The organism is Paenimyroides baculatum (assembly GCF_008629655.1).
Taxonomy (GTDB): domain Bacteria; phylum Bacteroidota; class Bacteroidia; order Flavobacteriales; family Flavobacteriaceae; genus Flavobacterium; species Flavobacterium baculatum.
Genome location: NZ_VWSG01000002.1, coordinates 208,663 through 222,901 on the forward strand (window position 1 = coordinate 208,663; position 14,239 = coordinate 222,901).

Consider the following 14,239-nt stretch of genomic DNA (forward strand, 5'->3'; position numbering starts at 1 on the left):
AACTTTACAAATTTAGGAAAAAAAAATCGTTACAAATAGTTTCAATTATGTAATTTACAACAAAAAGCTATTATTACTATAAATATACTAATTTTATTAAGGTTTGATAAATTAGCTGAAATAAAGTTAATTAGCCTGTTTTTAGTTTACTATTTTTATATTTGTAAAAATTTATTTTGAATCATGAAAAAAATAGTATTTGTTTTCGCAGCGGCATCTTTAATGATTGCCTGCAATAAAAAAGAAACTGTAGCTACAGATAAAGTTGAAAATACAGCTGAAACCGCAATGAACTATCAGGTTTTTGGTGACAGTATTACTAAAGACAACGCAATTACAAAAGAAGAAATGTTGGCTAAATACGAAAGTATGAAACCAACTGATACTTTGGATGTTAAGTTTACATCGGAAATTAAAGCTATCTGCAAGAAAAAAGGTTGTTGGATGACTTTAAATTTAGCTAATGAAAAAGAAGCTTTTGTAAAGTTTAAAGATTATGCATTTTTTGTGCCTAAAGAAGGCGCGGAAAACCATACTGCAATTGTTTCGGGTAAAGCTTTTATCGAAGAAACATCGGTAGATCAGTTAAAACATGAAGCGAAAGATGCGGGTAAAACTCAAGCCGAAATCGATCAAATTACACAGCCATCTAAAAACTATCGTTTCATGGCAGACGGTGTTTTAATTGCAGCAGCTAAATAATGAAGAAATTACTGTTAATTGTCTTAACCGTTGCTTTTGTAACTAGTTGTCAGCAAAAAAGTGATAAGAATGAATCTATAACTGTTAAAGATACTGTTGCTGATGCTAAATTTCAAATGTACGAAATGTCTGAAATGGCAGCTTTAATGGAACAAATGTATGCTTACAACACGCAGCTTAAAGAACGTATTGCAACCAATCAAGATTTAGGCAGTTACCCTGTTGCTTTTGATAAGCTGCATACCGCGGTTTTGACAGAAGCTTCGGATCGTGATCCATTTTTTAACGATCAGGCAATAAAATTTATCGAAGCTCAAAAATCAATTTATGCAGATCCTGTTCAGGCAAAAGACAATTTCAATAAAATGGTGAATCAGTGTTTAGAATGTCATTCTAAAAAATGTGGCGGACCTATTCCAAGAATTAAAAAACTGATTATTCCGTAAATGGATCGTGAAATTATAGTTACCGAAGACGGTTCGCATTCTTTATTTGTTAAGGATATGGGCGAAACTTTTCATTCTAAACACGGAGCCGTTCAGGAATCTACCCACGTTTACATTAAAAATGGTATTGAGTTGATCGACAAAGAAACCATTAATGTTTTAGAATATGGTTTCGGCACTGGTTTAAATGCCTTGCTTACACTGGAATTTGCGGTTAACAACAATAAAAAAATCGTTTACGAAAGTATTGAAGCCTATCCGCTTACTGCAGATGAATTTAATTTATTGAATTATAATGATTTTGTAAAAAGTCCGATTTCGCTTCAAAGATTACATGAAATTCCGGTTGATACAAATGAAATGGTAACCGAACATTTTAGTCTGCTGAAACATTTCTGTAAGATCGAAGATTTCAAAACCAATAATAAATTCGATATTGTTTATTTTGATGTTTTCGGATTTGATTATCAAAGCGAATTATGGTCGGTAGAAATTTTACAGAAAGCCTATGATTTTTTAAATACAGACGGAATTTTTGTAACCTACGCCTGTAAAGGACTAATAAACCGCAGATTGAAAGAAATTGGTTTTAAGGTTCACAAAACCGCCGGACCACCAGGAAAACGTGAGATGATTATTGCTGTTAAAAAAATCTAAATTTTTTATAAAACTAATTGCTTTTAGTTATATTTATATAAAATTACAGATTATGACCGAACGATTAAATCACACCATAAAAATTTTAGAAAAAGTAAGTTTCAGTAAGGACTTATTTCTAAAAGAGATTACCAAAGCAATTGAATTTCTGCTTCCGTTTGAAATTGACAAATTAAAAGAATGGATCGCAGATTTTACTAAAAACAAAAGCGATTTAGAAGACATTATAGTGATCTTATAAAACAAAAAGGATGGAGTAATTTCCATCCTTTTCTTTTATCTATCTATTTAACTTTGGACTGATAATCGCAATATTCTGAAAAGCAATCGCTCCTTTCACTACTCCTGAAATTGTTTGTCGCAACGCATCAACAATGTGAATTTTTAATTCGTTTTTAGGAAAAATCAAACTAACCTCGCGTGACGGTTTCGGATCAGCAAATTCAATAATATTCTTTTTATCTTTTTCGCTTAAATTCAACGTGTGCAGATAAGGCAACAGCGTTACGCCTAAACCTTCGTTTGCCAAACCAATCAATGTTTCAAAACTACCCGATGTCAATTCAAAATTCTGCGATTGATCTAATTTTGAAGCCTTGCAAATGTTTAAAATTCCGTTGGTAAAACAATGTCCATCCTGCAAAAGCAAAATATCGTTTACGTTTAAATCATTCGGAGATAATTCGGTTAGTCCGTTTCTAAATTCTGACGGAAAATATCCTACAAAAGGTTCGTAATAAAGCACAATTTCTTTTAAATCGTTTTCATTTAAAGGCGTTGCAGCAATAGCGGCATCTAATTGTCCTTTTTGCAACCTGCTAATAATTTCATCAGTCGTATGTTCTTCAACAATTAAATTTATTTTCGGATATTTTCTAATGAAATTCTTTAGAAACATTGGTAATAACGTAGGCATAATGGTAGGAATAATCCCAATTTTAAAATCACCGCCAATAAAACCTTTCTGTTGTTCAACGATATCTTTAATTCTGTCGGCTTCGTTAACAATGCTTTTTGCCTGCTCTACTATTTTTTTACCAACTTCGGTTAACTGTATCGGTTTTTTGTTTCGATCAAAAATTCTGATTTCCAATTCCTCTTCCAGTTTTTGAATCTGCATACTTAACGTAGGCTGTGTAACAAAACACTTTTCGGCAGCAACAGTAAAATTTAAATGTTCTGCAACTGCAAGCACGTAATTTAGTTGGGTAATGGTCATTTTTAAAAGATTTTAACTATTGCGCAATTGATACTATCAATTAAACTTATACAAATATCGCCTATTTATTTGTAAATTTGATAGTAGAATTTTAAAAATAAGGTTATGAATATTTTAGGATTACCACAGAAACAGACAAAAGAAAATATTGAATTGTTGAATGTTTTATTGTCAAACTTTCAAGTTTATTATCAAAATTTACGTGGGTTGCATTGGAACATCCGCGGAAAACGTTTTTTCGAATTGCATGTGAAATTTGAAGAATTGTACAATCAGGCACAGTTAAGAATTGATGAAATTGCCGAGCGTGTTTTAACTTTAGGCGGAACACCGTTACATACGTTTGACGATTATTTGAAAAACAATTCGTTGAAAGTTGCAAAAAATGTTACCAATGATGACGAGGCAGTTGAAGTAATTATAAAATCGTTAGCTTCTTTACTAACTATTGAACGGGAGATTTTAGAAAAAGCCGGTGAAATTAATGATGAAGGAACCAATTCTATGATGAGCGATTTAATTACCGAACAAGAAAAAGACATCTGGATGATGCAAGCATTCTTGGGATAATTTAAATATCTAAAAAGCTGAACATTTTGTTCAGCTTTTTAGATATTTAAATTCTTCTTAACGCAACGGTTACATCGTTAAAAAATGCGTAATTTTGAAAAAAATTATCCCAATTGAAAACCTTTTTTTTAAATCTGTTTTTTCTGTTGTTTTGCTGTGCTTTTTCGTTTGCACAAACACCTGAACCAAATGGTAAAATCATAAAATTGTTAGCAGCAGATTTCACTGATGTTAATGAATATGAAGTTCCTGGAGCTAAAATTCTTACCGGGAATGTTCAAATGCAGCACGACAGTATGTATATTTACTGTAACAAGGCGTATTTTTTTGAGAAAGAAAATTATGCTAAACTGTTTGGTAACGTTAGAATTGTTCAAGACGATACCTTACAATTAAACAGTAAATATGCGGAATACAACGGTGTAGAAAAAATTGCTTATGCTTCTGGAAATGTAGTGATGACATCGCCCGATTCTTCGTTAAAATCAGAAAAAGTTTACTACGATAGAAATATCGGAATTGCTTATTACAACGATAATGCAACAATTACCAACAAACTGAATACCTTAAAATCTAAATCGGGTAAATATTACACGCGCGAATTAAAGTATGAATTCAGAACGCAGGTTGTTATTACAAATCCTGAAAATGTTATTAAATCGAATCATTTAGATTTTTACGAAGATTCCGGTCATGCCTATTTGTTCGGTCCATCGACAATCGATAACAAAGGAAATCATATTTATACCGAAAATGGTTTTTACGACACCCGTTTAAATGAAGGAAAGATGATCGAAAAATCGTTTATTCTTTATGATAACAAGCGTATCGAAGCTGATGAAATGTTCTATGACGAGAAAAAATCGTACGCAAAAGGTATCAACAATGTAAAAGTGATCGATACCATTAATAACACCATTGCTACAAGTCATTTTGCAGAGGTTTTTCGTGCAAACGATTCTATTTTCATGACTAAAAAGCCGTTGATTCAGACTATTGCCGAAAAAGATACTACGTATTTCCATGCGAAAAACATTCAAATTGTTGGTCCGGACAAGCAACGTGTGATAAAAGGTTATCCAAATGCGCGTATGTATCGAACACCTGATATGAGCGGAAAAGCAGATTCACTGCATTACGATCAAAAAATTGGTTTGCTGCAATTAATTAGAAAACCGGTTTTATTTAAAGATGAAAGTCAGTTAACTGGTGATGTCATCCATCTGATAAATAATGTGGAAACAGAAAAACTCGATTCTTTAAAAGTACTCACCAATGCCTTCGTCATTCAGAAAGATTCGCTCGGTTCCGGCTATAATCAAGCCAAGGGAATCAACATGTACGGAAAATTTATCGATGATAAAATTAGGCAGATTGATCTGGTGCAGAATGCCGAAATGATTTATTATGTGTACGATGAAGAAGTTTTAAAAGGAATTGATAAGGGAATTTGCAGTAAGATTGTTTTAGAGTTAGAAGACAATAAGATTACAACAGCAACGCGAATAATCAATCCAGAAGGAACAACCTATCCACCCGAACAATTCCCTGAAAATGCTCGGAAACTGGCAGGCTTCAATTGGCGGGGAGATGAACGAATGTACAGTGTGGACGAACTCTTTAGCGATGAAGAACTCAAACACGACGACAAAGCCGAAGAAGAAGTTAAAAAGAACGAGAAAGTAAGCGAAAAACCAATGGAAGTTCAGGAAAAAACACTGAATTTTAAGCGATCGGGAAAATCACCAAACGTTATAAAAAAACGTAGCGAGTAAAATGAAAGAAGATTTTTTTAAATATCAGGCACAAACCAGCCTGTATCCGTTAGAAGTTGAAATTTCTCATGCCAAAGGCAGTTATATTTATAGTACCGACGGTAAAAAACATTTAGATTTTGTTGCAGGCGTTTCGGCTTGTACGTTGGGTCATCAGCATCCGCGCGTTGTAAATGCCATAAAAGAACAGCTAGACAAATACATGCACGTAATGGTTTACGGCGAGTATATTCAAAAACCCGCTGTAGATTTTTGCAAATTGCTGGCTCAAAACCTATCTCCTACGCTTAATAAAACGTATCTGGTAAATTCGGGTACCGAAGCTGTTGAAGGAGCATTAAAGCTGGCAAAACGCGTAACCGGCAGAACGCATATTATATCTTGTGTAAATGCGTATCACGGAAATACACAGGGATCTATGAGTATTTTAGGCAACGAAGATCGCAAACGCGCATTTCGTCCGTTACTGCCAAATGTAGATTTTATAACATTCAATAACGAAGAAGAATTACAGCAAATCACAACAAAAACGGCAGCTATCGTATTGGAAACAATCCAAGGAAGTGCAGGTTTTGTAACACCCGAAAATGATTATTTGTTGAAGGTACGCAAACGTTGCGATGAAGTTGGAGCTTTGCTGATTTTAGATGAAATTCAGCCCGGATTTGGTAGAACAGGAAAATTGTTTGGTTTTCAGAATTACAATGTTGTTCCTGATATTCTGGTAATGGGCAAAGGCATGGGTGGCGGAATGCCTGTTGGTGCTTTTACTGCCAACGAAAAAATAATGGATTTACTGGCACACGATCCTAAATGCGGACACATAACAACTTTTGGCGGACACCCGATCATTGCTGCAGCATCGCTGGCAACATTACAGGAATTGTTAGAAACCGATTTAATGGAACAAACATTGGTAAAAGAACAATTGTTCCGCAGTTTGCTGAAACATCCGCTGATCACCGAAATTCACGGCAAAGGTTTAATGCTGGCACCAATGACGCCATCGGCAGAAATAACCAACGACGTAATTTTAAAGTGTAAAGACAAAGGTTTGGTATTATTTTGGCTGATGTTTGAAGGGAAAGCCATTCGTATTACACCGCCATTAACAATTTCTGAAGAAGAAATTAAAGAAGGATGCGCTATTTTAATAGAAGCATTAAACGAAGTTCAAGCAGAACTTTGTTAATTAAAATGTTTATAAGATAGATTTCAGTGTACTTATAAAGTGCCGTTTTTGAGCTATCTTTAATAATAAAAACAGTCGATTATGTTTACAAACGACGAGGAAGATTTTTTTAGAATGTCTATTTCAAAATTCGAGAATATGCTTAAAACAAACAAAATTTGTTTTTTCGATTCAGAAGAATTTGAAAACATTATACTGCATTATTTAGATTCAGGGAAGATAAACCTGTCTAAAAAGGCATTGAAACTGGGTTTGGAACAACATCCGAATTCCATAGGATTAAAATTGGTTCAGGTAGAACTCCTGGTTTTTGAAAACAAGTTGGATAAAGCCGAAAAACTACTGAACGAATTACAGCACATTGACCCACGAAACGATGAAGTTTATATTCAGCGTGCAAACATCTTTTCAAAACAAGGCAGTCATAAAAAAGCTATAGAATGCTTAAAAATTGCTTTACAATACACCGAAGATTTTGCCGATGTTTATTCTTTGTTGGGTATGGAGTATCTTTTCATTGATGAAATTTTACAGGCAAAAGATGCTTTTATAAAATGTTTGGAACATGATTCTGAAGATCAAACGGCACTTTACAATGTTGTTTATTGCTATGATTTTTTAGATAATCATCAGGAAGCCATAGAATTTTTAGAAGAATTCATTGATCACAATCCGTATTCCGAAGTAGCTTGGCATCAGTTGGGTCGTGAGTATTACACGCTCAAAGATTACCGCAAAGCCATTGAAGCTTTTGATTTTGCGTGTATTATCGATGAAAATTTTGTAGGTGCTTATATTGAAAAAGGTAAATCGTACGAAAAAATAAAAATGTTTTCACAGGCAATTATTTGTTACAAGGAAACATTGAAGTTAGACGATCCTTCGTCTTACGTGTACCGTAGAATTGGATTCTGTTACGAAGCTTTAAAAAATTACGACAAAGCCTTAAAATATTATTTGCGCTCGGTTCATGAAGATCCGTTGATGGATAAATCGTGGATTGCAATTGCAGATTTGTACTTGAAAAAGAACGATTTTAAAAAGGCTTTGCAATTTGTAAATAAAGCGTTGGGAATTGATGAACACAACCATTTATACTGGCGAAGATTTGCAATCATCAATAAAGATTTACAATTTTTAGAAGAAGCAGAATTAGGTTTTAGAAAAGCGGTAGAACATGGAGATACTTTTTTAGATACTTGGCTGTATTGGAGCGATTCGCTTCGTTTGTTGGAAGATTATACTCAGGCAATTGAAAAGTTGCTAAAAGCACGCGATATTTTTAACGATGAATACGAAATTGAATACCGTTTAGTAGGTTTGTATATGTTAACAGATCAAACCGAAAAAGCGATGTATCATTTAACAAATGCTTTGGCTTTAAATTATAAAAATCGAACATTGTTACAGGAATTTTTCCCTACAGTTTGGGAAAACGAGCAAGTACAAGCTTACATTCAGAACTTTAATCAAGAGTAGTTTGTCCACTCGTAATTCAAATCAGTTTGAAGTATTAAAAAGCTTACCTGCTTATGGACCAATGTATATTCCTATAAATACAGATGGCGAAGATTTCTTTTCAGAAGGTTTTGTTATAAAATTTTATACTAAAGATGGAACTAACTGGGTAGCAAATTTTAAAACAGGTTGGACAAATTATTATGATGTTTTTGATTATCCAAAGTTTAATATTGTAATTGTTATAGCTGGAGGTTATGTTTATGTAATGTCGCCAGAAAATAAAAAACCCATTGTTTCTTATGAGTTAGCGGTAGAACATGCGTTAAATCATAACAATAAAAACTTAATCTTTTCTGATTCTACAGAGATTTTTTATTATAATATTTATGAAAATAGTTTGTGGTGTAGTGAACGATTATCTATAGATGGTATAAAAGATTTAAAAATTCATGACAATGTTCTTTTTGGAAAGACTTACGATCTCTATGACACTGAAGAATGGGAAAATTTTTCAATAAATTTGGATACTAAAGAAATTAAAGGAGGATCATTTATTAAGAATAATCCAACTACTACATTTAGAAAAAAATCCTGGTGGAAGTTTTGGAAAAAAAATTAATTATTTATGAAAACATACGGTTTAATAGGTAAAAAAATTGGCTATTCTTTTTCACGAAATTACTTCAATAATAAGTTTAAGAATGAAAATAGATTAAATTCGCAATACATTAATTTTGACATAGATAACCTATCAGAATTAAACAATATATTCAATATAAACAATTATGGTTTTAATGTTACTATTCCGTACAAAGAAACCATAATTCCTTATTTGGATTCGCTTGATTTTCATGCAGAGAAAATTGGCGCAGTGAATACAATTCAAATTAAAAAAGGAAAAAAAATCGGTTTCAATACAGATTGGATCGGCTTTAAAAAGTCGTTAGAACCTTTGCTAAAACCACATCATAAAAAAGCATTAATTTTAGGAACTGGTGGTGCAAGCAAAGCGGTAATTTATGCTTTAAAACAATTGCAAATTCAAACACTAATTGTATCGAGAAACGGTGAAACAACGTATGAAGATTTATCAGAAGAAATCATTCAGAACAATACAATTATCATAAACTGTACACCTGTTGGTACTTTTCCAAATACAGATTCAGCGCCCGAAATTCCTTATCAATTTATCACAAAAAATCATTTGGTTTACGATTTGATCTACAATCCTGCTGAAACACTTTTCCTTAAAAAAAGTAAAGAAAACGGTGCTGTTACAAAAAACGGCTTGGAGATGTTGGAAATTCAGGCAGAAGAATCATGGAAAATTTGGAATAGTTCGTATTAATTCTTACGAAATATTTGTTGTCTTTCAATTAATTATTTATCTTTCAAAAATAATTTTGTAAAACTTACACATTTAAGAAAGATGTTAGAAGAAAAGAATGATAACCTGCCACAAGCAGACGGACTTAACCCTGAAACAGAAACAAACACTATTGTTGATGCGATAAACTCAACAAATGCCGAAGACAGCGAAGCCACATCAATCAATGAAAGTGACCACATACCTTTGGCTAATTACGACGAATTATCTTTAGATGAGCTGAATACCGAGCTTGATACTTTACTAAAAAACGAAAAAATTACAACGATCCGCGAACACGTGGAAGCTATTAAACGTAGTTTTTTACACAAATACACCGAACTGATTGACGAAAAAAGAAAGGTTTTTTTAGAAGAAAATCCGGATGCTTTTTCTACAGATTTTCAATATGAACTTCCTGCTAAAAGTCAATTCGATTCGTTATACCACAATTACAGAGACCAACGAAACGGTCATTTTAAATCAATACAAGATCAATTGAAGAAAAATCTGGCAGAAAGAAACCAGATTATTACTGAATTAAAAGAGATTGTAGAAAACACCGAAAACTACAACACCGCATTAAAAGACATTCAGCAATTGCGCGAACGTTGGAAAAACGGCGGACCAATTCCTAAAGACAACTACAACCACGTTTGGAATAATTTCCATTTTCATATTGAACGTTTTTACGATCAGCTACATTTAGATCGTGAAGCGCGTGATATGGATTTTAAAAATAATTTAGAGCAAAAGCAAAGAATTATTGACCGTGCAAGTTTATTGATTAACGAACCGGATATTCGTAAGGCTTTCCGCGAATTGCAAACGTTACACCGTATCTGGAAAGAAGAAATTGGACCGGTTGCAAAGGATCACCGTGAGGAAATTTGGCAGAATTTCAGCAATATTACCAAACAGTTGCACAGCAAACGCGAATTGTTGCAAAATGAAATTCGTGAGCGCGAAGAAAACAATCTAGCTAAAAAGAACGAAGTTATTGCTGCAATTAACGAAATAGCTTCAAAAGAATTTCAATCGCACAGTGATTGGCAAAATGCTATCAAAGAAATTGAGCAGTTAAGAACGCAATTTTTTAACATGGGCAGAGTTCCTATGGAGCAAAACGAAGAAACTTGGGCAAACTTTAAAAACGTTACCAGAAATTTCAACGTTCATAAAAACAATTTCTACAAAGACATTAAAAAGGAACAACAAGATAATTTAGTTAAAAAACAGGCTTTAATAGAACAGGTAAAATCGTTAAGCGAAAGCACCGATTACGATAATACAACGCCTGTAATGAAAAAGATTCAGGAAGAGTGGAAACATGTTGGACATGTACCACGTAAATTTTCTGATAGTTTGTGGAAAGAGTTCAAGCAGATATGTAATTCATATTTTGACAGGTTACATGCCGAAAGAAATAAGGAAATTGATGCCGAAATGGCAAACTTTAACAGCAAAAAAGATTATTTGGAAAGTTTAAAAGATTTTGAATTGACCGGAGATCATAAAACTGATTTAGATGCTATTAAAAAGCATATTGAAAACTGGAAAGGTTTAGGCGTTGTGCCACAAACCCGCAGACATATTGAAGGGAAGTTTAATAATGTTTTAGATGCTTTGTTCGATAAATTAAGTTTGTCTAAAAAAGAAGCCGAGCTGGTTAAATTCAATAATAAAATTGAAAACCTGATGGAAAGCAACGACAACCGACGTTTACAGAATGAAACCATTTTTGTACAGCGAAAGTTAGAAGAGCTTCAGTCTGAAATTTTTCAGTTAGAAAACAACGTACAGTTTTTCTCTAGTGCAAAAGCAGACAATCCGTTGGTTAAAGAAATCAATAAGAACATCGATCGCCATAAAGATGAATTAAACTTGTGGAAAGAGAAATTAGTTCAACTAAAAAACATCAATAAAAATGATGCATAACACACAAAACCGGAGATTTCCGGTTTTTTTCGTTTCAAAACAAATTGGTATGTGTTTAATGATACTTTTTATGGTTGGCTGTAAAGCTAAAACCGATTGGCGCGATAATTACAAGAAAGATAAAAGCAGCAAAAGTACTAACACTACAAAAAAAACGACGATTAAGAAACCAAATGATTTAGCTGAAATCAGTAAAATTTTAGACGTTAGTGAAAATACCTTGAAAAATAAAAATCTTTATAATTTTATTATCGATTGGTACGGAACTCCATACAAATACGGCGGAATGAACGAATACGGAATTGATTGTTCTGGTTTTACTAATATTTTGTACAAGGAAATTTATAAAATTCAAATACCACGTGTATCAAAAGACATTGCCGAAAATGTTAAGCGTAAATATACCGAAGATTTAAAAGAAGGCGATCTGGTTTTCTTTTCGTTCGGAAAAACCGGTATTGTTAATCATGTGGGAATTTACCTGCACAACAACAAATTTGTACATGCGTCAACAAGTAAAGGAGTCATTATTTCCAACTTAACCGAACCTTATTATGGCGATTATCTGGTTAAATGCGGTTCGTATAAAAATTAAATAGAAAGCAAATTAATGAAGAAGACTTTTGCCGATAAAATCATTGCTTTTAACAAACAATTAAACTATTCGGGCGAATTACCGGATAATTTTCAGGTTATAAATCCGTACTTATCAAATCCTGAAACGCTGAAAGTAATGAAGCAGTTTTACAACAAATATTACAATGATAACAACAAACGAAAGTTTATTATCGGCATAAATCCAAGTCGGCATGGTGCAGGTGTTACGGGCGTTCCGTTTACCGATACCAAACGTCTGGAAAGTGTTTGCGGAATAAAAATGGAATCGGCACATACACACGAAATTTCATCGGTTTTTATTTATGATTTAATCGAAGAATATGGTGGTGCAAAAAAGTTTTACGAGCAGTTTTACATCAACTCCCCTTTTCCGTTGGCAATTATTCAGAAAAATAAGAGTGGGAATTGGATCAATGCAAATTATTATGATGATGTAGAGCTTTTTAAAATGGTAAAAGATTTTATGATCAATTCTTTAAAAAAGCACATTGCATTAGGTTTAGATACCGATGAAGTTTTTGTTTTAGGAAAAAAGAATGCAACCTTCATAAACAAAATAAATAACGAAGCCAATTTGTTTGACAAGATCACGGTTTTTGAACATCCGAGATATATCCAACAATACAAATCAAAAGAAAAACAGCTTTATATTGACAAATACATCATGGCATTAAATTCAACCGAATAATTATGAATCAGGATATTATAAACTATAACGAGGCTCTTTCGTTTGAAGATCAATCAATTTGCGAACTTATTTCTACCGAAATATCAAAAAACCTTACCAATGCCGAAAGTAAAATCTGGCATGCGCATCCGGTTTGGTTTTTAAACGGAAACCCTATTGTTGGCTACAGCAAACAAAAAGCAGGAATACGATTAATGTTTTGGAGCGGTATCGATTTTGAAGAAGAAAAATTAAACGTTCACGGCAAAAAGTTTAAAGATGCATCTGTTTTTTATAATTCGGTTGAAGAAATCAACACAGAAGATTTACACAGATGGTTAAAAAAATCTGTAGAAATTCAGTGGGATTATAAAAATATCGTAAAAAGAAAAGGCGTTTTAATTAAATTATAACTTCATTAATTCAATTGTAAATTATTTACCTAAAGTGTACAAAAAATACACAACTCAGCCTTATTATAAGCACTATTTATATATCCTTTTAAAAATTAAAATTAACAAATAAATCAGTACATTTAACTGTTTTTACAGATGTTTATGGAAATTAACGATTTTCTTTTTGGCGATGCAGACTACAATTTTCTAACATCAATTATGGTGCGTACGTTTGTAATGTTTCTTATTATTTTAATCTTTTTAAGAATCCTTGGCAAACGTGGCATTAAACAGTTATCGGTTTTTGAACTGGTAGTAATTTTAGGATTAGGTTCGGCAGCGGGCGATCCTATGATTTATAAAGAAATCGGGCTTTTAAGCGCATTAACGGCATTTACTGTAATTGCGGTTTGTTACAAACTGCTTACTCTTTTGGTTTTTAAATTTAAATGGATTGAAAATCTTGTTGAAGGGAAAGAAGTTTACATCATTAAAAAAGGAAAATTTTCTATTGACGAGTTTAAGAAAGAATCCTTAAGTAAAGATGAATTCTTTATGGAATTAAGACTTCGAGGCGTTTTTCATCTGGGTCAGGTTGAATATGCTATTTTAGAAACAACTGGGGAAGTAAGTGTTTATTTCTACGATCACGAACAAACAAAATATGGTTTGCCTATTTTACCCGATTCTTTAAAGAAAACCATTAAAACATTTGAGGCAGATACTTTCTATTCCTGCACGTTTTGTGGACAAACGATTAAGTATAACATTGAAAACACATTTCTTTGTCCTAATTGCCACAACACAGAATGGGTAAAAGCAAGTAGCAGAAAAATAATTAAATAGAAATTATAATCTCGCTCTTGTTAAAATAAAATGTTTTATGTAAATTTAATTTATTAAGATATTGATGTTTAGAACTATAATATGGTAATAACAATCTTTCGTTTAGAAAGTGCGTTCTCACCTACAGTTCTTTTTGGTAATGCTTATCTTTATGGTAAGCATTATCTTTTATAAACGACGATAAACAAAGGAGTTTTATATCAATCTGTAATAACCATTTTTAAGAAATATCAATAATATAGTATGCAAAAACTGTAAGTTTAAAAAAATTGTTTCTATATTTGTGAACTCACCTTTTTGATTCAAAAAACTCCGTTACACAATGGCTTATGTCCTCCGCTAATGGGGTTTTTTACTCAAAAAGAATTAAAAGGTGAGATATTTAAT

Annotated in this window: 16 protein-coding genes; 15 read left to right on the plus strand and 1 reads right to left on the minus strand. The window is 32.7% G+C overall.

Features of this window, described 5'->3' with window-relative positions; all coding sequences use genetic code 11:
• Positions 1-183: 183 nt before the first annotated feature.
• From F0460_RS03505 to F0460_RS03520, 4 genes are read left to right on the plus strand one after another with little or no spacing between them, the layout of a single operon-like run.
• Complete coding sequence (locus tag F0460_RS03505; RefSeq protein WP_150010309.1) at positions 184-702, plus strand: DUF4920 domain-containing protein; 519 nt, start codon at positions 184-186, stop codon at positions 700-702.
• Positions 702-1,148, plus strand: coding sequence for a hypothetical protein (locus tag F0460_RS03510; protein ID WP_150010311.1), 447 nt, complete (start codon positions 702-704; stop codon positions 1,146-1,148). The genes F0460_RS03505 and F0460_RS03510 overlap by 1 nt, the downstream gene beginning before the upstream one ends.
• The gene (gene mnmD / locus F0460_RS03515; protein ID WP_150010313.1) at positions 1,149-1,805 is read left to right on the plus strand and encodes a tRNA (5-methylaminomethyl-2-thiouridine)(34)-methyltransferase MnmD; all 657 of its coding nucleotides are present in this window, start codon (positions 1,149-1,151) and stop codon (positions 1,803-1,805) included.
• 52 nt (positions 1,806-1,857) lie between these two features.
• Positions 1,858-2,046 carry a hypothetical protein gene (locus F0460_RS03520; RefSeq protein WP_091525230.1) on the plus strand — a complete coding sequence of 63 codons (189 nt, stop codon included), beginning with the start codon at positions 1,858-1,860 and terminating at the stop codon, positions 2,044-2,046.
• Positions 2,047-2,085: 39 nt separating this feature from the next.
• On the opposite strand, the gene F0460_RS03525 is transcribed toward F0460_RS03520, so the two are convergent.
• Positions 2,086-3,024, minus strand: coding sequence for a LysR family transcriptional regulator (locus F0460_RS03525; protein WP_150010315.1), 939 nt, complete (start codon positions 3,022-3,024; stop codon positions 2,086-2,088).
• Between the two features lie 105 nt (positions 3,025-3,129).
• Between F0460_RS03525 and F0460_RS03530 the strand changes: the two genes are divergently transcribed.
• The 11 genes from F0460_RS03530 to F0460_RS03580 all read left to right on the plus strand — a co-directional run bounded on the left by F0460_RS03530 (position 3,130) and on the right by F0460_RS03580 (position 13,852).
• On the plus strand, positions 3,130-3,594 hold the full coding sequence (locus F0460_RS03530) for a Dps family protein (protein ID WP_150010317.1): 465 nt from the start codon (positions 3,130-3,132) through the stop codon (positions 3,592-3,594).
• Between the two features lie 113 nt (positions 3,595-3,707).
• Complete coding sequence (locus F0460_RS03535; RefSeq protein WP_223810752.1) at positions 3,708-5,369, plus strand: OstA-like protein; 1,662 nt, start codon at positions 3,708-3,710, stop codon at positions 5,367-5,369.
• 1 nt (position 5,370) lies between these two features.
• Positions 5,371-6,561: an aspartate aminotransferase family protein gene (locus tag F0460_RS03540; RefSeq protein ID WP_150010319.1), complete on the plus strand. Its 1,191-nt coding sequence runs from the start codon at positions 5,371-5,373 to the stop codon at positions 6,559-6,561.
• A gap of 81 nt (positions 6,562-6,642) precedes the next feature.
• Positions 6,643-8,040, plus strand: coding sequence for a tetratricopeptide repeat protein (locus F0460_RS03545; protein ID WP_190304077.1), 1,398 nt, complete (start codon positions 6,643-6,645; stop codon positions 8,038-8,040).
• Position 8,041: 1 nt separating this feature from the next.
• Positions 8,042-8,641, plus strand: a complete 600-nt coding sequence (locus tag F0460_RS03550; RefSeq protein ID WP_150010321.1) for a hypothetical protein — start codon at positions 8,042-8,044, stop codon at positions 8,639-8,641.
• 6 nt (positions 8,642-8,647) lie between these two features.
• Complete coding sequence (locus F0460_RS03555) at positions 8,648-9,370, plus strand: shikimate dehydrogenase family protein (RefSeq protein ID WP_150010323.1); 723 nt, start codon at positions 8,648-8,650, stop codon at positions 9,368-9,370.
• Between the two features lie 81 nt (positions 9,371-9,451).
• The gene (locus tag F0460_RS03560; protein ID WP_150010325.1) at positions 9,452-11,326 is read left to right on the plus strand and encodes a DUF349 domain-containing protein; all 1,875 of its coding nucleotides are present in this window, start codon (positions 9,452-9,454) and stop codon (positions 11,324-11,326) included.
• A gap of 49 nt (positions 11,327-11,375) precedes the next feature.
• Positions 11,376-11,921 (plus strand): C40 family peptidase, encoded by a 546-nt coding sequence (locus F0460_RS03565; RefSeq protein WP_223810753.1) that lies wholly within the window; start codon positions 11,376-11,378, stop codon positions 11,919-11,921.
• A 15-nt stretch (positions 11,922-11,936) separates the two neighbouring features.
• The gene (locus F0460_RS03570; protein WP_150010329.1) at positions 11,937-12,632 is read left to right on the plus strand and encodes an SMUG2 DNA glycosylase family protein; all 696 of its coding nucleotides are present in this window, start codon (positions 11,937-11,939) and stop codon (positions 12,630-12,632) included.
• Between the two features lie 2 nt (positions 12,633-12,634).
• Positions 12,635-13,024 carry a DUF1801 domain-containing protein gene (locus F0460_RS03575; protein ID WP_150010331.1) on the plus strand — a complete coding sequence of 130 codons (390 nt, stop codon included), beginning with the start codon at positions 12,635-12,637 and terminating at the stop codon, positions 13,022-13,024.
• A gap of 144 nt (positions 13,025-13,168) precedes the next feature.
• A complete protein-coding gene (locus F0460_RS03580; protein WP_223810754.1) occupies positions 13,169-13,852 on the plus strand; it encodes a DUF421 domain-containing protein in 684 nt (227 codons plus the stop codon).
• Positions 13,853-14,239 lie beyond the last annotated feature (387 nt).

Bases quoted from the DNA above. Each gene is read 5' to 3' on its own strand.
- F0460_RS03565 (WP_223810753.1), top strand. From the start codon at position 11,376: ATGTGTTTAATGATACTTTTTATGGTTGGCTGTAAAGCTAAAACCGAT.
- F0460_RS03555 (WP_150010323.1), top strand. From the start codon at position 8,648: ATGAAAACATACGGTTTAATAGGTAAAAAAATTGGCTATTCTTTTTCA.
- F0460_RS03530 (WP_150010317.1), top strand. From the start codon at position 3,130: ATGAATATTTTAGGATTACCACAGAAACAGACAAAAGAAAATATTGAA.
- F0460_RS03510 (WP_150010311.1), top strand. From the start codon at position 702: ATGAAGAAATTACTGTTAATTGTCTTAACCGTTGCTTTTGTAACTAGT.
- F0460_RS03580 (WP_223810754.1), top strand. From the start codon at position 13,169: ATGGAAATTAACGATTTTCTTTTTGGCGATGCAGACTACAATTTTCTA.
- F0460_RS03545 (WP_190304077.1), top strand. From the start codon at position 6,643: ATGTTTACAAACGACGAGGAAGATTTTTTTAGAATGTCTATTTCAAAA.
- mnmD (WP_150010313.1), top strand. From the start codon at position 1,149: ATGGATCGTGAAATTATAGTTACCGAAGACGGTTCGCATTCTTTATTT.
- F0460_RS03575 (WP_150010331.1), top strand. From the start codon at position 12,635: ATGAATCAGGATATTATAAACTATAACGAGGCTCTTTCGTTTGAAGAT.
- F0460_RS03540 (WP_150010319.1), top strand. From the start codon at position 5,371: ATGAAAGAAGATTTTTTTAAATATCAGGCACAAACCAGCCTGTATCCG.
- F0460_RS03525 (WP_150010315.1), bottom strand. From the start codon at position 3,024: ATGACCATTACCCAACTAAATTACGTGCTTGCAGTTGCAGAACATTTA.
- F0460_RS03520 (WP_091525230.1), top strand. From the start codon at position 1,858: ATGACCGAACGATTAAATCACACCATAAAAATTTTAGAAAAAGTAAGT.
- F0460_RS03505 (WP_150010309.1), top strand. From the start codon at position 184: ATGAAAAAAATAGTATTTGTTTTCGCAGCGGCATCTTTAATGATTGCC.
- F0460_RS03570 (WP_150010329.1), top strand. From the start codon at position 11,937: ATGAAGAAGACTTTTGCCGATAAAATCATTGCTTTTAACAAACAATTA.
- F0460_RS03560 (WP_150010325.1), top strand. From the start codon at position 9,452: ATGTTAGAAGAAAAGAATGATAACCTGCCACAAGCAGACGGACTTAAC.